The 17,229-nt window shown below is 42.0% G+C and carries 18 protein-coding genes and 1 pseudogene; 5 read left to right on the forward strand and 14 right to left on the reverse strand.

Annotation, left to right across the window (positions count from 1 at the left end; genetic code table 11):
- Window positions 1-267 precede the first annotated feature (267 nt).
- Entirely contained in the window at window positions 268-771 is a 504-nt protein-coding gene (locus DRW42_RS03130; protein WP_113947386.1) for a hypothetical protein, read from the forward strand.
- Window positions 772-1,432: 661 nt separating this feature from the next.
- Here the strand turns inward: DRW42_RS03130 and DRW42_RS03140 are convergent.
- Complete coding sequence (locus tag DRW42_RS03140; protein WP_113947388.1) at window positions 1,433-1,756, reverse strand: nuclear transport factor 2 family protein; 324 nt, start codon at window positions 1,754-1,756, stop codon at window positions 1,433-1,435.
- Between the two features lie 19 nt (window positions 1,757-1,775).
- Window positions 1,776-2,573: an SDR family oxidoreductase gene (locus tag DRW42_RS03145; RefSeq protein WP_113947389.1), complete on the reverse strand. Its 798-nt coding sequence runs from the start codon at window positions 2,571-2,573 to the stop codon at window positions 1,776-1,778.
- Window positions 2,574-2,764: 191 nt separating this feature from the next.
- Here DRW42_RS03145 and DRW42_RS03150 point away from each other — a divergent pair, with 191 nt between their 5' ends.
- On the forward strand, window positions 2,765-3,121 hold the full coding sequence (locus DRW42_RS03150; protein ID WP_113947390.1) for a winged helix-turn-helix transcriptional regulator: 357 nt from the start codon (window positions 2,765-2,767) through the stop codon (window positions 3,119-3,121).
- A gap of 672 nt (window positions 3,122-3,793) precedes the next feature.
- Here DRW42_RS03150 and DRW42_RS03155 read toward each other — a convergent pair.
- The 5 genes from DRW42_RS03155 to DRW42_RS03175 form a co-directional block, all read right to left on the reverse strand.
- On the reverse strand, window positions 3,794-4,264 hold the full coding sequence (locus DRW42_RS03155) for a PaaI family thioesterase (protein WP_113947391.1): 471 nt from the start codon (window positions 4,262-4,264) through the stop codon (window positions 3,794-3,796).
- 16 nt (window positions 4,265-4,280) lie between these two features.
- Window positions 4,281-4,964 (reverse strand): hexitol phosphatase HxpB, encoded by a 684-nt coding sequence (gene hxpB, locus DRW42_RS03160; protein WP_113947392.1) that lies wholly within the window; start codon window positions 4,962-4,964, stop codon window positions 4,281-4,283.
- Between the two features lie 35 nt (window positions 4,965-4,999).
- A complete protein-coding gene (locus DRW42_RS03165) occupies window positions 5,000-5,524 on the reverse strand; it encodes a GNAT family N-acetyltransferase (RefSeq protein ID WP_113947393.1) in 525 nt (174 codons plus the stop codon).
- A 153-nt stretch (window positions 5,525-5,677) separates the two neighbouring features.
- Complete coding sequence (locus tag DRW42_RS03170; protein WP_113947500.1) at window positions 5,678-6,010, reverse strand: DMT family transporter; 333 nt, start codon at window positions 6,008-6,010, stop codon at window positions 5,678-5,680.
- Window positions 6,011-6,119: 109 nt separating this feature from the next.
- Window positions 6,120-7,526 (reverse strand): aminotransferase-like domain-containing protein, encoded by a 1,407-nt coding sequence (locus DRW42_RS03175; protein WP_208643485.1) that lies wholly within the window; start codon window positions 7,524-7,526, stop codon window positions 6,120-6,122.
- Window positions 7,527-7,601: 75 nt separating this feature from the next.
- Here DRW42_RS03175 and dxs point away from each other — a divergent pair, with 75 nt between their 5' ends.
- A complete protein-coding gene (gene dxs, locus DRW42_RS03180; RefSeq protein ID WP_113947395.1) occupies window positions 7,602-9,515 on the forward strand; it encodes a 1-deoxy-D-xylulose-5-phosphate synthase in 1,914 nt (637 codons plus the stop codon).
- Between the two features lie 27 nt (window positions 9,516-9,542).
- The gene (locus tag DRW42_RS03185; protein WP_113947396.1) at window positions 9,543-10,265 is read left to right on the forward strand and encodes an SDR family NAD(P)-dependent oxidoreductase; all 723 of its coding nucleotides are present in this window, start codon (window positions 9,543-9,545) and stop codon (window positions 10,263-10,265) included.
- Window positions 10,266-10,501: 236 nt separating this feature from the next.
- Here DRW42_RS03185 and DRW42_RS03190 read toward each other — a convergent pair whose 3' ends face one another.
- From DRW42_RS03190 to DRW42_RS03210, 5 genes and pseudogenes are all read right to left on the reverse strand, one after another.
- Window positions 10,502-10,720 (reverse strand): TenA family protein, encoded by a 219-nt coding sequence (locus tag DRW42_RS03190; protein ID WP_113947397.1) that lies wholly within the window; start codon window positions 10,718-10,720, stop codon window positions 10,502-10,504.
- A 44-nt stretch (window positions 10,721-10,764) separates the two neighbouring features.
- A complete protein-coding gene (gene thiD, locus DRW42_RS03195; protein WP_113947398.1) occupies window positions 10,765-11,598 on the reverse strand; it encodes a bifunctional hydroxymethylpyrimidine kinase/phosphomethylpyrimidine kinase in 834 nt (277 codons plus the stop codon).
- Complete coding sequence (thiE, locus tag DRW42_RS03200) at window positions 11,595-12,230, reverse strand: thiamine phosphate synthase (RefSeq protein ID WP_113947399.1); 636 nt, start codon at window positions 12,228-12,230, stop codon at window positions 11,595-11,597. Before thiE ends, thiD begins: the two co-directional genes overlap by 4 nt.
- Window positions 12,223-12,573: pseudogene (locus DRW42_RS03205) on the reverse strand (hydroxyethylthiazole kinase); the annotation flags it as partial. The gene thiE and the pseudogene DRW42_RS03205, both read right to left, overlap by 8 nt.
- A gap of 79 nt (window positions 12,574-12,652) precedes the next feature.
- Window positions 12,653-13,219 (reverse strand): GNAT family N-acetyltransferase, encoded by a 567-nt coding sequence (locus tag DRW42_RS03210; RefSeq protein ID WP_158544264.1) that lies wholly within the window; start codon window positions 13,217-13,219, stop codon window positions 12,653-12,655.
- A 418-nt stretch (window positions 13,220-13,637) separates the two neighbouring features.
- Between DRW42_RS03210 and DRW42_RS03215 the strand changes: the two genes are divergently transcribed.
- Window positions 13,638-14,846, forward strand: coding sequence for an MFS transporter (locus tag DRW42_RS03215; protein WP_113947402.1), 1,209 nt, complete (start codon window positions 13,638-13,640; stop codon window positions 14,844-14,846).
- Between the two features lie 335 nt (window positions 14,847-15,181).
- Here DRW42_RS03215 and DRW42_RS03225 read toward each other — a convergent pair whose 3' ends face one another.
- On the reverse strand, window positions 15,182-16,195 hold the full coding sequence (locus DRW42_RS03225) for an SDR family oxidoreductase (protein ID WP_113947501.1): 1,014 nt from the start codon (window positions 16,193-16,195) through the stop codon (window positions 15,182-15,184).
- A gap of 100 nt (window positions 16,196-16,295) precedes the next feature.
- Window positions 16,296-17,003: a DUF421 domain-containing protein gene (locus tag DRW42_RS03230; RefSeq protein ID WP_113947404.1), complete on the reverse strand. Its 708-nt coding sequence runs from the start codon at window positions 17,001-17,003 to the stop codon at window positions 16,296-16,298.
- Window positions 17,004-17,229 lie beyond the last annotated feature (226 nt).

The raw sequence follows: 17,229 nt of genomic DNA on the forward strand, positions 1-17,229 counted from the left end.
TAAATGTCCACGCCCTTTTTTCAGCACCTTCGTTTTTCCCACATCCACCCTGTACAGAAACAAAACAGGCCATACAGTAAACGTTAATAAAAATAATCGAATTAGCCACCATGGCGCAATTTATCGAACGCTACGTGAGCGTATGCAGGGGCATCCTTTTGGAACAAAAGATACAGCGGAAGACGCAACCCTTTAGGGGCAAACCCAAACAATCAAGATAAAAATCTTACAGCATTTCTAATCTTTAGTAAATGATTATCTTCGCATATGAAAACCAAACGCCCTCTACTTTATTTTTTCTGTGTGCTGATCGGTTCAGCTCTGATCTTACCAGCCTGTGCACAGCAACACGAAAAAAATACTCAGGAACAGGAAAGCCCAAAATCCATGGACAGTACCCAAACCTCCCCAAAAGCTGCTGCAAAGCCCGCAGAAAAGAACCTTGATAAGATGCTTAGCGGGTTAAAAGAATCAATGATCTCCTATCTGAAAAGCGCGGAGCCTCCATACACGATGGATGACATCGATAGCTGTGAAAAGATACTTAAGGCTTACATCGTCGCTATCAATGCTTCCAAAAGCAAAGAACAGGGCATGGAAATAGTTAAGACGACTGTACTTAATCTCAATAAGTTAAACGGCAAAACGGAAGAAAGCCTGATCGAAACAAGCGAACGTGAACAGATAGCGGAAATCATCGTTCTGGCTGCTAGCCGCAAAGGCTACAATACCGTGGATGAGGACATCACCGAAGAATGGCGGGAATGGTAAAAACCATTATCCTTGCAACATATCTTTAGCCAAATGAAAAACAGACCCGTTTTTATACTGATACTGATCTGCCTGCTGGCAGGTTTGTCTTCTTGTTGCGATCAAATAACCATGAAAATAAAGTATCAACAGACAGTCTGGTCAAAGCGACAGAAAATATCGCCATTGGCAAGGCCCGGTTCAGGACCTCAGAAAAAGAATTTAATCTCCTCTTCCCTGATTCCCTTGTTGACCTGGACGGCAAGAAATATATCTTAAGTGCTTATTTTGATAAAACCGGAGGGCTTAACAAAGTATACATGATCGATAAAGCGACTTTTGATAACCAAAATTCGATAACAACCTATTTGAAAGGATGGATTTGATCAAGCGGCATTTCACCAGTACCTATGGGGAGCCAAAGGAGGATCTGGGTTACCCTACTCAGGAAAAAATGTTAAACGGGAAGCTATTTGAATCCTGCACATGGGAGGTTGGCAGAAAAAGAATTTTGATCGGAATTGCCCTTGAAAAAACAAATCGATCTTGCTGATAGTTTTTGTGCGGTGCCTATATGGTCATTCGGCTTGCATATTATCCATATTCTGCGCAATAAGAGATTTGTTCTTAAATCGATGTTCTTAAGAGCATTAAAAGGAATGGCTGAAACAGCCATTCCTTTTTAGCCAGTTACCCTTAGTGACTGTATTAATCCATCAGAAATTTCTAAATGATAGTTCAATACAATCGGACTTCCGTCAAAGTTCCCCTCAACCTTAACTTTAAGTTTGCTTTGCAAACCATTTTCTTCAAAGTCAAGGGGCTCCATTGTAGCGCTGTATTTTTCGTTGGCATCTGTAATCCATTCTTCTATTTCTTTCTTTCCCTTATGGGTTTTGCCATCATCATGGACAATTGCAGTTTGGGAAAAACAATTTGCATAATCAACACTATCGAAATTGTTTTGCGTCCTTACAAGTTCTGATACGATCTCTGGTAATTTCATTTTTATTATGTTTTTGAGGTTATGAGATAGTAGGTACAGTTCCACCGTCGATTATATAATTTGTTCCTGTAAGATAATTTGCTCTTGGTGAAACCAAAAAGCCAACCAATTCCGCAACTTCCGAAGGCTCCGCGGGTCTTCCATACGGAATTCCTCCCAAAGCATCCATTACACCTTTTTGAGCCTCGTCAACAGAAATTTTTGAGTTTCTGGCAATTTCACCCAACCAGGCTACCGATGCTGAGGTATTTATCCATCCCGGCGAAACAGCCAGTACGCGTATACCTTTTGGCGTAACTTCATTCGACAGACTTTTGCTGTAATTAAGCAATGCTGCTTTTGAAGCTGCATACGGCAAAGTAGAATCGTAAAGTGGCAGTTTGCCCTGGATTGAAGCGATATGAATGATAACACCATCTTTACGATCGATCATTTGAGGTAAAAATCCCCTGTCCAAACGAACCGGGGCAAGTAAGTTTGCCTGTAGTGTTGATTCCCAATCCCCATCACTTAGTGCATTAAACCCACCTGCCGGGGTTGTCGATGAACCCAGGTTATTAATCAAAATATCAAGCCGACCGTAAGCCGAAAGCACCTTACCTACCAATTTATTTGCCCCTTCTGCCGTACTTAAATATGCGGCAATGAAATGTAGTTCGCTATTCTCCGTTTCCGCTGCATTTCTTGCAGAAATAATTACCGTTGCGCCAGCCTGTACAAGTCTTTCTGCTATAGCTTTTCCGGCACCTTTTGTACCTCCTGTTACCAGGGCGATTTTGCCCGATAACTCATTATTGAAATTAAAAGTTTGTTCCATTTGAACCTCCTGTTTTCAAGGCATTTTCGCCTGTTAAATAATTGTTAAAGTTGAATTTCTGTTCCATCATCTTTTATTGTGGTACAAATCTAGAAAGTATGCAACCTTTTGACAATGAGGGAAAATCGAATTGCATAGGGATAATTTTATCCCCTATTGTGCAATTTGGAACATTGGATTAGATTTGCTGAATGTACGAGAGAAAAATACCTTTGAACCTGAATTGTGGACTTGACCTTATTGGCGAAGTCCTGTATGGAAAATGGAAAATCCGTTTGTTATGGTTTATAAATGAGGGGCATAAACGTCCCAGCGAATTGCAACGTAAAATTTCGGACGCCTCAAGAAGAGTTTTGAATATGCAATTAAAGGAACTGGAGCAGCACGAATTGATTACAAAAGTTATCTATGCAGTTGTTCCTCCAAAGGTTGAATATAGTCTTACTGATTTTGGAAAAACGCTGATACCCATAATTGCTGCACTGGGTCAGTGGGGCGATGACAATGAAACACGATTACGATCTCTTATACTAAAAGAAAATGTGTAAGCTATCCAATGTAAATTCAACCTCACTGGAATGAGCCGGCGTTCCAAGCGCGCTGATTTTCTGATTAACTGAGACCATTTTTTTTAACAGAGTAGATCAAACTAATCCCTGTTCAAAGATCTACAAACAAATCCTTAACAGATAATCCATATAAACAGAAAAAGCTTAGGTAGCATCAACAGAGGATACCTAAGCAGAGCACTCCAATTAGACCACCTTCCTAACACCCGTTTCGAATTAAACACTAAGAGATGGTCCCCATTAATCATCAGTGTGGATTTACTCAATGAACCCCGCTAATCTACTCCTGAAAATCTTTATGAGACTGGGCAAAAAGCTTTTTCACCTAATCAGAGATTAGGCGATTGTGCACCAAATTGATATAAAACACAAAAAAGCCTTCAAATCTTTCGGTTTGAAGGCTTTTTGCTAGTGTCGGGATGGCAGGACGAACCCTCCGTATCCAATATATTGATTATCAGTATTTTATACACATATTTTTTAGTGGTGCTAGAATAAGGGATTGCCTTTTTTAGCCGATAAAACCACATTTCTAACCCGGTATTTTTACCAAGTCTAAAACTGTTTAAACTGATGTAAAAGTAATCAAAATCATGGTAATTATTGCAAAAAATAAAACTTTAACGAACTGTAATGTATAAGCTCAATGCATTATCGTCCAATCGCTTTTTCACCGGCTAAGGTCATAATTGTACTAGTAGCTATTGCTGCCATTTTACCATCACCGCGTGTAATTTCACAGATATAATGGCTGATACTTTTTCCGTTTTGCAGCGGACGGACTTTTGCCCTCAGCACGTCATTAAATACGGGACGATAAAAATTAATTTTAAGTTCTATACTTGTAAAAGATTCATCTTCCAATATAAGGGTGGAATGTGCAGTGCCCATTGCCGCGTCCGCCAATTCGGTAATTAAACCACCATGTATTGTACCTTGCTGGTTGCCATGTAATTCTGTTGATGTCTCAATCTCTATTATTGCAGTACCCATACCTATTTCCTTTATATCCATTCCGAGTGTCAACGAAATGGGAGTTGGATATCGCATAGAGGTTTGCATTCCTTGTTTTAGTGTTTTATTAACCAGTCGGTTCAGGTAGTCGATTATTGATAGTTTCATTAGTCTTTTTTAATCCCTATAGTTTTACCAAGTTGTTCTGTTTTTTAATAAGTAAAGCAATATGTTGATCGCAAAAATCACTAAGCTGCCTGATTTTTATATCAGCTATATTAAATCTGCTATCATGGAAATTTCCCTTTTCAGGAACTGCCACTACACTCATGCCAGCGGCAAGGGCAGCCTGAATGCCACGTGCCGAATCCTCAAATACAATACATCTCGATGGTGGGGTGCTAAGCTCAGATGCCGCTTTTATATAAATGTCGGGGCTAGGCTTACCTTTGTCTACAAAATCTGAAGACACGGTAATATCAAAACAATGCTCTATTTGCAGCTTACGAAGCACTATGGGTATAAGACACTGTGGCGAATTTGTGGCCAGTCCTATTTTGTAGCCCGATTGCTTAAAATAGTGCAGTAATGCTATACTGCCAGGCATCATTACCCCGTTATTACCGATAAGTTCACCAACCTTTTGTATTACAGTTTGTTCTACATCTTCTAAGCTCTTTTGCGCCCAGGGTTTATGGCTGAACCAATGGGCGGTTACCTCCCTGGTGGTCATCCGGCTGGTTTTGATGGACAATTCTTCCGTTACCTCAATGCCCAGGCTCCCAAATACTTCTTTTTCGGCGGTTCTCCAAAAGGGTTCAGAATCAATCAACAAACCGTCCATATCAAAAATTGCTGCTTGAAACATATTGATCTTATAGTTTGTTTGAATTCAATGGTTGTTTACTGATGTGATTCATGTTGATAAACCAAATACGTAGCTGGTAAATTCAATTCATCGTGTTGGGATGTCCCTGGTTGTCTTTGAAATCCATTGCTTTCAAAAAAAGAAATAACTGGGTTATCAAGATATTCATTCACCCAGACCGCTTCAACACGCTTGCAAACTGACAGGCATTTCTCTAAAAGTGTTTTTTTCACTTCTTCTTCCGGGTATTTTTCTAATATTGCAAAATCTGCAATCCGAAGTGAACGTTTATTTTCCAATAACAGGGGATGTTTGCCTTTTGATGTAATTTTAGCATAGCCCGCAATATTATCGTCAACATACACCGTAAGCCACTGGTTAGACATACTGTTCATCTCACTAACAAGGTATTTTGGATTGAATTGTTCTTCGATGTATGATTCAATGGTTCTCTGATCAAGAATTGAAGAAAATTTTTCATAGGCTAAATCTTTTGTTAGTTTCAAAAGCATTTTTGTACCACCCTCTGTTGCGATTGTAAATTTTGTAGTTACATTCATATCAATAAAATTTTAACAAATGTAGCTAGCCTTTGAAAACGATACACGATACACACTATGCAATAAAGAGCAGTACAGATGGTCCTTTAGTATGTTATCAATGAAAACCTCTGGTAACTATCGGAATAGAGGATTATTACTTAAAAAAGCCAATTATTCTGAGCATAAGTTAAGCCCGATTATGGAGATAATAAGGGTCAGCAAGAAGAACACCCTTCCAAAACTAACCGGCTCTTTAAATACGATAATCCCGGCCAAAACCGCTCCGGCAGTCCCAATACCGGTCCAAACGGCATAAGAACTACCAATGGGCAGTTGTTGAACAGCCCTGGATAACAGTAATAAACTAATTACCAGGCTAAGCATAAACCCACCTAACCAGCAGTAGAAAGCCATTCCTTCGGACACCCTCAATTTGCCAAGGCAAAATGCGAATAATACTTCAAAAAGACCCGCAGTTATCAAAAATATCCAATTCCAGTTCATGAAAACACCCATTATATAAAGTCATGGTTAGTACCATTGCTTAACAAAAATATTCCATTCAACTGTCAAATAACTGGTACAGACCATGAAATACCGAAGGGTACAGATGCTATCGTAATCGCTGGCCGACAAGCCGAATGGCCTCAATCCGTTTTGGAGAAAAGGTGTCAGCAATGACAACCCTGAAATACTTGTTAAAAGTATCCATAAAAGAGAAGGTGTATCCAGGTGTGAACCTTACTCCGATTTTTTCACACTGATCATAGAAATAGCCCATATCGACTTTGTCTGGCATTTTTACCCACACATTATAACCACCACAAGGCGTTACAATACAAGTGTTTTCAGGAAAATGTGTAGCAATTAAATTAATTGCGAAATAAGCATTTTTGGCTAACTGCATCCTGAAAGCCCTCACATGCCGGTCATAGGTACTACCAGTAACCAGTCGATTGACAGTTTCCTGATAAAGCGGAGATACCGTACTTCCTAAAGTGAATTTTATCTGCTCTGCACGTTCCACAAACTTTCCTGCATTAAGCCATCCAAGCCTTATTCCCGGGGCAAGTGTTTTTGCGTATGATGCATAAGTCAAAACCAGTCCGCTGTCATCGAAGCTTTTAATGGTGGTTGGCCTGTGTCCCTGAAAATGCAGGTCGCCATAGATATCGTTCTCGATAACTGCCACATTGTGGAGTCTTGCAATTGCCAACAGCGTTATCTTTTGATCGTCCGTCAATATTATTCCCGTAGGGTTATGGAAGTTTGGTGTTACAATAACTGCTTTAACAGCATTTTTTTCACAGGCTTTCCTAAATAAGTCTGTATCAAAACCGTTATCCGGGTCGACAGGAATCTCAATTACCTTTAGCTTTAAAACCCTTATAACTTCCAATATTGAAAATACACAAGGGCTTTCTACCGCTACAACGTCCCCCGTATCACAAATTGCCGTTAATGCAATATATAATGCCTGCAATGCACCATCTGTGATCACCAATTCATCCGGATGAAAGCTTGTTTGATAACCAGCAGCCCGCCTAACAATATTATCTTTTAGTGCAGGTAAACCGTTCGAAGGATAATAGCGTAATAATCCGGCCCCCTGCTCCCTAATTACTTGTTGCATGGTACGCAGCAACAACTTTTGCGGTATCAATAAATCGCCGGGAGCTGCCACATTAAACTCAGAGATTTTCCGTCCGATTCTCAGCGAGGTTGTAAGCGCTAGATGATCTTTAAATATGGCATCCCTGACTATTGGAAGATGTTTGGACTTTACGATCCCAGTTTCTTTATATGCCCTGTTGCTGACATAATATCCGGATTTTGGCACGCTCTCCACTAACCCGTTTATTATAAGATACTCGTAGCCATCCTGCACGGTACTGATACTAATATGGTACCGCTCTTTTATTTCCCGTACAGATGGCAACTTATGTCCTGGCTTGAAAAGCCCGTCTTTGATGTTTTTTTCAATAACGGTAGTGAATACCTCGAACCTATATGCCTTCATCTGTATTGGTTTTTTTTATATGTACTGTATCTGTACCGCAAATTTAATACTTTTAATTTTGGGAAAAATAATGAAATGGCCCTAAGTTATAATATTGATACACCCCAGGAGTTAAGAACCCTGCCCATATCTTCGTTAGCGGATTTTTGTGAAGAACTGCGTTTTTCCCTGATTGACAATATTTCATTAAACGGAGGCCATTTTAGTTCAAACCTGGGTGTTGTTGAGCTTACCGTAGCATTGCATTACGTATTCAATACACCAGAGGACAAACTTGTTTGGGATGTTGGGCATCAGGCGTATCCGCATAAACTTTTAACAGGGAGGAAAAGCCTCTTCCACACTAACAGACGACAGGGAGGAATCAGTGGTTTTCCTTGCATGGAAGAAAGCGAGTTTGATGCTTTTGGCACCGGACATTCTTCAACATCAATTTCGGCCATTTTGGGTATGGCTTGTGCAGCGAGGTACCGGAATGAACTAAACCGGCAACACATCGCTGTAATAGGCGACGGAGCATTGACTGCAGGATTGGCATTTGAAGGGTTGAACAATGCTGGGTTTGAAAAAGCCAATATGCTCATTGTCCTAAACGACAATAATATGTCGATTGATCCCAATACAGGGGCACTACAAAGTTACCTTACGGAATTGACCGCCGGCAAACAGTATAATGCGCTGAAATCACGCATTAAAAGATTATTGTTACTTATCGGCCAGGATAACAATTGGCCTCTTGCGAAAATCAGGCAGCTTGAAAAAATTATTAAAGCTGGTATTTTAGATTATAGTAATTTCTTTGAAGCTTTGGATATTCGGTATTTCGGGCCTGTAGATGGACACGATATTCAAAAGCTAATTAGCATCCTCGAAAAGCTGAAGGATATACCAGGCCCAAAAATACTGCATTGCGTAACGGTCAAAGGTAAAGGATATCTGCCAGCGGTCACAGATAAGGCGAACTGGCACGCCACGGGTAAGTTTAACAGGCAATCAGGTGTGAGATTACAAGATGAAAAACAACATGGTATTAAAACTTTCCAGGAAGTGTTCGGTGACACATTGTTAAAACTTGCCCGAAAAAACAAACGTATTATTGCCATCACCCCCGCTATGTTATCAGGAAGTGCCCTGACAACAATGAAGAAGGAAATGCCGGACCGTGTTTTTGATGTAGGGATCACAGAGCAACATGCCGTTACCTTTTCTGCTGGCCTGGCAGCAGACGGATTGATACCATTTTGTACGATATACTCTACTTTTTTACAGCGAGCCTATGATCAGGTTATCCACGACGCTGCGCTCCAAAAGTTAAATATCGTTTTCTGCATCGACCGGGCAGGAGTAGTTGGTCCTGACGGACCAACACATCATGGTGCTTTTGATATATCTTTTCTGCGATGTGTGCCCAATATTATCGGTGCCTCCCCAATTGACCTGGAAGATTTCAAAAATCTTCTTTACACTGCGCAAGATAAAAAGGAACATGGCCCTTTTGCTATCCGTTACCCTAAAGGCATTGGAATAGCCCAGGATACCAATTCTGCATTTATGAAACTGGAAATAGGAAAAGGCAGAAAGATCAGGGATGGTGAACACATTGCTATACTTTCCCTTGGTCCGGTTGGGCAATATGCAATAGAAGCATGTAAGGAGCTGGCGTTGGAGCAAATAGAAGTAGCACACTACGATCTGCGGTTCTTCAAACCGCTTGATGAAAAGATTTTGCACCAGGTATTCCAAAAATTTTCAGTCGTCGTCACCATCGAAGACGGCAGTATTACCGGAGGTGTGGGTAGCGGCGTAATGGAATTTATGGTAGAGCACGGATATTCACCAGTCCTAAAACGCCTGGGATTACCAGACACATTTGCCTCCCAAGGCACACAGCAGCAAATACATGAACAGTATGGGTATGACAAAAAATCGATCATTGGGCTAATCAAAAAACTGCACCATAACTTTTCAATTATCAACAGTAAGAAATAAGTTCAATCACTCTTTTAACTAATTATTATGAAAACAGTGCTCATTAGTGGGGGTAACAGGGGCATTGGCCTGGAAACCGCCAAAAAATTTTCAAAACATGGCTACATTGTGTTTTTAGGAGTCCGTAGTCATGAAAATGGGCTTATCGCCAGTCATGAACTGGAAAGGTTAGGCTTTAAAAATATCATTCCGCTCTTGCTTGACATTACCATCGAAAAATCCGTGAAGGAGGCCTGCAAATTTATTGGGCAACATACTTTCTGTTTAGATGTCCTGATCAATAATGCCGGTATCCGTGGTCAGCAGCCTCAACCCCCAACATCCGTTGATATAGATAGCATCAGGTCAATTTTTGCAACGAACCTGTTCGGGACTATTGTCCTTACACAAGCAGCAATGCCCTTATTAAAAAAATCTAATGCTCCCCGGATTGTAAACGTTTCAAGTGAACTGGCATCGCTCACCCTCCACGATAATGAACACTGGAAATTCTACAGCTTCAAAGATGCAGGTTATGGACCTTCAAAAACTGCCCTGAACGCGTATACCGTAATGCTGGCATATGAATTACGGGATACAGCATTTAAAATAAATGCAGTTGATCCGGGATATACAGCAACAGAATTTAACGGATTTAAAGGTACCGGGGATGTAAGCGATGCAGCTGACCTGATTTTTAAATATGCAACACTTGATCAGTCTGGGCCTACTGGGCAGTTTCATAGCAAAGAAGGCCAATTGCCATGGTAATCCGGGGCGAAGCTAGCCGGACTCCAATTGCAAATTCGTCTCCGCCGTATGTGTCTATCAATTTTTGGTAAGGGTTATGCTGCACAATTTGGTTTTGATAGCTGTGGTCGCCCACAGCATTTTAAATCCAGGGACTCCTCAAGCACGGCAGCCATACGGATTTCTGCATAAGCAAGCGATGCTTTCCAAAAAATAAAAGTAGTGATCATAGGTCCGTTGTGCAACTCCATTGCCAATTATGCCAAAGTGTTAAAATAATAACTGTGCAAATGGTTTTCTGCCATTACTGCATTCTGGGTGAAGTGGATAAAAGCCAATGGATCCCCTGGTTTACTACGCAGCGCTGCGATCAGGGCAAGCACTTTACTAAAATTCCAGGCAGGAATCCTGCACGATATAAAATTGGAATTTTTCTCCTCCGATGTGACACCTATCAATTCGGTAATAAAGGGCATCTTTGTTATTTTTCTGAATGGGTACAATTGCCTTCCATACCCTTTCAGACCACTTCATGTTTAACAAGTTTTTTAGGGTTGAAAAAATGATTTAACGGCCCGTTGCCTTTTCCTGTCCTCACATCTATTCCCCCGGATATCGCCTGATGCACATAAGTTTGTCCCAATTGCACAGCTTCATGAAGGTCTTTGCCCAGAGCTAAATAACTTGCGATGGCACAGGACAAGGTACATCCCGAACCATGGGTATTACGAGTGGTAAACTTTTCAAATTCAAAAGTGTTTACCCGGCCTTTATCATCAAAATACAGGGAGGTGATTGTTGGGCCGTCCATGTGTCCCCCTTTCAGCAAAAGGTGCCTGCATCCCAATTTTAGTATCTTCTCGCCTGCGGTGTACATATCTTTTAATGTCTTCACTTTGGTTTTCGCCAATATTGCAGCTTCATCCATATTGGGCGTGATAAGCAATGATATTGGAAACAATTGTTTGATGATGGCTGCTACTGTTTCTTCCTCTATCAATTTGTCTCCACTTGAAGCAACCATTACAGGATCAAAGACAATGGGAGTGCCAGGATATTTCTTTAATGTTGCTGCGATTGTATTGACAAGTTCGGTGGTGTGAACCATTCCGATTTTAATTGCCTGTGGAAAAATATCATCCAAAACCGTTTCTATTTGTTCTTTTATCGCTACGGTAGGGATTGGATATATTGCACTGACGCCTTGTGTATTTTGCACCGGTAAGGCGGTAAGTACGGAGGTGGAATAACAGCCCAGGGCAGAGGCTGTTTTTATATCTGCCTGTATGCCTGCTCCGCCGCTTCCATCAAAACCTGCAATGGTCATGACAGAGGGATAACTATATTTTTTCATTTTGGTTTTATTATAGCTTCTTTAAGTTGATAGGCTGCTTTTTGCGGATCCTCGGCACTGCAAATCGCTGAAATAACAGCAATGCAGTCGGCGCCAGCATTCATTACTTCCCTTACATTCCCAGTACCGATCCCGCCAATAGCAATAAGGGGTTTTGTTGTAAGCTGCCTGATTGTTTCGATGCCTTTTAATCCCCAGCTGTTCACGGTATCGGTTTTGGTTGGGGTATCAAAAACCGGGCTTACAGCTAAATAATCGGCCGTGGCCGCTTCTTCGGTTTGAAGCTGGTGCAGGTATTCTACGGAATAGCCAATGCTCTGCCAGGAATGCCATGTTTTGCGTATTACCGTAGGTGGGATGTCGTTGCAACCCACATGTATCCCAAAGGAATTGACCTGTTGTGCTACCTGCAAATTGTCGTTGATGACAAGGGGAATGTTATAGCTGTCCGTTAGTGTTTTCAACCGCCTGGCACTTCGCAGGTAATCTTCCGTATTCAAATGCTTTTCCCTTAGCTGAACCATATCCACGCCGCCCAATATGGCTTCTTCCACTACCTTGAGCATGCCCAATTTGCAATTGGCCTCAGAAACAACCAGATACAGTTTATAGGGGAACCTGGGATTATTCATTTTCGCTTAGTTTTAAAGTACCGGTGAATTCCTGCTCGGTAATGTGGTAGGGTTTGCCTAAGATCTTAAATTGGGGCGTTCCCTGGCCTTTACCCTGTCTTTCTGCCACCTCTCCACATATACCCAAAAGGGCTATTGCGGAACAAATGGCCTGATAAACATCATCAATTAGCGCAATAAAATCCCCGGTCACCGCCGTGGAAAAACAACCCAGACCAATTACTTTTGTCATCAGGATATTTCCATTATAAATAAAAGCCTGCTTTCGGTAACCAACAATAATGTAGGTTTCTCCCGAAACACAAACAACACTTCCATATTTTCGCTGAAGCACTTGTGCCGCATGCCCGGCTTCACCGCTGTTTGCAGTACTGTAACGTCTTTAGTATGTACATCTTTGGCCTGGCAATAGCTTAAAAGGGCTATTTCCCAAGCGTAAAATCCAGTATTACGATATTCCACGATTCCTCGCCATCGTTATAGTTGCCAATCGATTTAAAACCGGCTTTGTAGTGGGCCTTTAAAGACACCAGGTTACGGGATGAAATTTCCGTAACACACAACTTATAATGGTTAGCTACCATCTTCTTTAAAGATTGATACAATTGGTTCATCAGGCCCAATCCCCTAAACTCTTCGTCCACACAAACCTGTCCACCGACCATAAACTCATAATCCGTTAATAGCCGTCCCTGGTATTGACAATTTTCAAACTGCGCAAACATAGGAGTCAAAGTTGGTAAATAGTATTGCATAGCGCTATTCATAGCCAGGCAATACCCAACAACTTTTCCATTATTTACTGCAATCATTTGAGGCATAACTGAAGCCATTGTATTTAATATTTCCGTAGAATGTTCTGCAAAAAGAAATCCATCTTGCACCTGTTGTTCCTCACTCAGGTATTGTTTGTGGTTGCGTTTTTGAAGATCAACAATTTGGATAAAGTGTTCATCCGTAGATGCGGCCTGAAATATTATGTTCGCCAATTTTTTCATTATTAATTTTCCTTAATTAGGGATTTTCGTTTTATCGTTGCCAGTTACCAAAACTCCGTTTGGTTGATGATGGCTTTTTCCAGGATAACAGGAATGGAATTGCCTACACCCTAACGCGAAAATACCCGGGATTAATCAGGGCTGTCACATTACTTAGTGGGGCTGGTAAGCTATGGTACTTTTTTTTGTCATTCATTGTTGCAGGGAATTTTCTTCCGCAAAGTTTCCTCTTCACCAAAGCTATGTGTATTATCCATATGCCAACTGATACAAGTTGTGAATTTTTAACCAGTACAGTTTTGCTGTATTGAAGCTATACCCACAACTGTATCGCTTAAACAGTTAGGTTCTGTATTGGCAAAGCCATACATTTCTTTGCTTTTTTTGTCGGGTTAAATCATATACCCAAATGAACGCAGATAAAGCAATCCAAAATACTGTTTCTTCATTAACAAATCCAGCCCCTTCACTCTCTTTGGTGGTAATTTTATCGCTGGGTACTTTCATCGTTTTTTTTCAGGGATTTATGGTTGCCCCTATTTTACCCCAGCTTTCTTCCCTTTTCGGGGTATCTGTCCGGCATGTAAGTTTCATCGAACCGGCTTATCTGTTAAGCTATGGTTTTTCTACTTTAATATATGCCCCGTTATCGGACAAATACGGACGGTTTCCCGTCATTATATTTTCCATTAGCGGCTTTATATTAATGACTGCCTGTACCGGGTTTGCAGGTACAATCAACCAAATGATGGTTCTCAGATTGTTGACAGGGCTGATAGCTGGCGGGGTGGCACCCACCACAATTGGCTGGATCGGAGACAGCTTTCCTTATCAAAAACGGGGGCATGCATTGGGTGTCTTTTTTGGCTTCATGGCCGGTGGCACAGCGTTTGGTTCGAGCTCTGGCGCATTGTTGACAGCTTTTCTGGGATGGCAAATGTTGTTTTGGATTGTTGCGGTAATGGGCTTGTTGATTTTGGCAATCCTATTGATAAACTATAAAAAATTTGGGCAGCAAAAAAGTGGTAATCCATTCGGTTTCAAAAACACAATTATTGCTTACAAGGATATTATTGTTCTACCACGGGGGTGGCGAACTTATATGTTTGTGCTTTTTAATTCGATGTTTCACAGCGGGGTATTTGCATGGGCGGGATATTTCTTTTTTAAGAACTACCATCTGAGCGAAAAAGGTGTTGGTTTAGCATTGCTTGGCTATGGTATACCTGGATTGCTTTTGGGACCATTTTTAGGTAAACTTGCCGATAAATATGGCCGTAACAGGATTATTCCGATAGGCATTTGTGTAGGGGCATTTTCAGCGTTTCTATTTGGCATGAACCTTTCACTATTTTTTTCCGGTATTTTGGTAGCCACCCTGTCTCTTGGCTTTGATATGACACATCCTCTTTTTGCGGCGATCATTACCACGCTTTCCAAACAAAAAGGAGTTGCAGTCGGGTTGTTCGCTTTTGTTATGTTTATGGGATACGGTTTGGGCAGTTTGGTATTCAGCCTTATTATAAACATAGGGTTGAATGAAAGCTTTAAACTATTTGGATTTATAGCCATTATTGGGGCTGTAGTATCTGCTTTTACTTTTAAGAATGTGAAATGAACTGTTTTCAAATGTTATCATTCCAAAATTTTAGCAGGATCCTGCTGACCATTATAATACGCGGTTTCCAGCTTCTGGAAAAATGGCTGTGTGCAACTACCCTAGGGCATGATGTAAAGTCTGGTATTACTACAGCCGGGGTATTCCAGCAAAATAGTCCTTCCCCATTTAAGTGGTTATCAATGATAGACCTGGTCCTTTTCATCACCTTTAGAAGTATAAAAACTTTTATAACCGGACAGCCGGGCAAACATTCAAAATCAAAGCGCAGCCTAAATGCGGCTGCGCCTTAACTGTATAAGCATTTAAGTTATGATCGTAGTTGTTTTTCACCATCAGGGCTGACCGCCACCACCCATTGCGCCGTATACCTGACCGGTTGAGTAACTGGCATCATTGTCCGCGAGCTGTACATAAATTGAACCCAGTTCGGCAGGCTGTCCCGGTCTGCCAAGTGGGGTTGCCCCACCAAATGATTTCAGTTTCTCCATGGTGGCTCCGCCGCTTACCTGTAATGGTGTCCAGATCGGTCCCGGGGCCACCCCGTTCACCCTGATTCCTTTTGGTGCTAGCTGTTTGGCCAGTGAGCGAACAAAACTTGTGGTCGCTGCTTTGGTCTGCGCATAATCGTAAAGTTCTGCGGAAGGGTCATTTGCCTGCTCCGAGGTCGTACCAATAATTGATGAACCGGGTTTTAAATGCGGAAGTGCTGCTTTGATCAACCAGAACGGCGCATAAATATTGGTTTTCATGGTCCAGTCAAATTCTTCCGTACTGATATCGAGTATCGATTCATGCGTCTGCTGTCTTGCCGCATTGCTGACCAGGATATCCAGTCCTCCCAGTTGTTTTACCGCATCTTCAACGAGTTTCTTACAGAAATCCTCGCTCCGCAGATCTCCGGGTATGGCAACGGCTTTTCTTCCAGCTTTTTTGATCAGTCCGATCACTTCTTCTGCATCTGCTTGCTCATCAGGAAGATAGTTGATGGCAACATCAGCTCCTTCCCTCGCATAGGCTATTGCAGCAGCCCGCCCCATTCCCGAATCACCTCCCGTGATGAGGGCCTTTCTTCCGGTCAATCTTCCTGATCCTTTATAACTTTGTTCACCGTGGTCGGGTTTGGGCTCCATTTTACCTGAGAGTCCCGGCCAGGGCTGTTTCTGTTCTTTAAAAGGTGGACGGGGATATTTCATTTTGGGATCATCCAGTGGAACTGGTCCCTGCGCTTCTCCTGCCGTATTTCCCGAAGCGTTAAACAAAGGTGCTGCAGCCATTGCCGCGATTCCGGCACCGATACCTCCAAGGGCAGTCCTGCGCCCGATTTTGTTATTTTTTTCGTTTTCCATGGTCATATAGGTTTTACCATAGATAACCCTGTTTTTCATCGAACAGTTTGATGTTTTTGATTTAAGCCATTGACCTAAAGGATTACGGTGTTGGTAAACGTTAAATATGGGATTTTGACCATACCCGTTCTTTGCATTGCGGACAGACAGGAAAATGTTGGCCTGCGCGGTAGTTTGTTGTGTAACCGCAGTTCCTGCAGCTGAACGCTCCCGATTGACTGACTGTTTTGCCTGCAGCTATATAGGTGCTCCCCGACAGGTATTCTTCGGGCAGAATACTCAGACCGGGCCTGATATCTGGTTTCGCATAACACCAGACCGATACCAGTCCCGAAGTTTCAAAAAAGGCATCTTTGATCTGCCCCAGCTGTTCCACGTCCTTACTCCTTAAAAAGCGGAAAAGATCTTCCTGACTGAGGTTATTTTTGGATAGGCTTTTAAGCACGATCATGCCGTCTTTAACAAGGCAGTCCGGCCTGCCCTCCATAAACTGTTCCAGCCGTTTATTCCTGTTGATTACCCATTCGGCCCCGATCTGCAGCAATGCAACAGTAGTAATGACTACAATACCGTGGAGAATCGGAATATCCTTGCCCATCATCGGATCACCTACCGCTGAACCAAAACAGATAATGATGGCCAGCTCCAGTGTCGAAAGCTGTCCCATACTCCTTTTGCCAAGCAGGCGCAACAGCAGAATGGTATAGCAGTACATGACTGCCGTCCTGAAAAGGATCTCCAACAGAAAACTGTATGGAAGGTCCCCGAAAAAAATCCTGTGGAAATCAAAGGTCTGAAAATCTTTCATGCAAGGTTCTGATCAGTTCTACATATCAATCCAGACAACAGTCCTTTTTCCTAAATGGTTTTAAGTCCTTTTCCATTAACCGGCCGGATGGGTGACCAAACAAGCTCCTTTCACTTAAAAAATGGGGATTTTCAGCTTTACAAATTCCATTACCGGATCGTTTTATCCCGCGGTGTGATTTTACCGGTATCTGCCGAGCGTGCGCAGGAGGCGAGGCATCCGGGCC

Origin of the sequence: Pedobacter miscanthi, from assembly GCF_003315595.1 — a bacterium.
GTDB classification, from domain to species: domain Bacteria; phylum Bacteroidota; class Bacteroidia; order Sphingobacteriales; family Sphingobacteriaceae; genus Pedobacter; species Pedobacter miscanthi.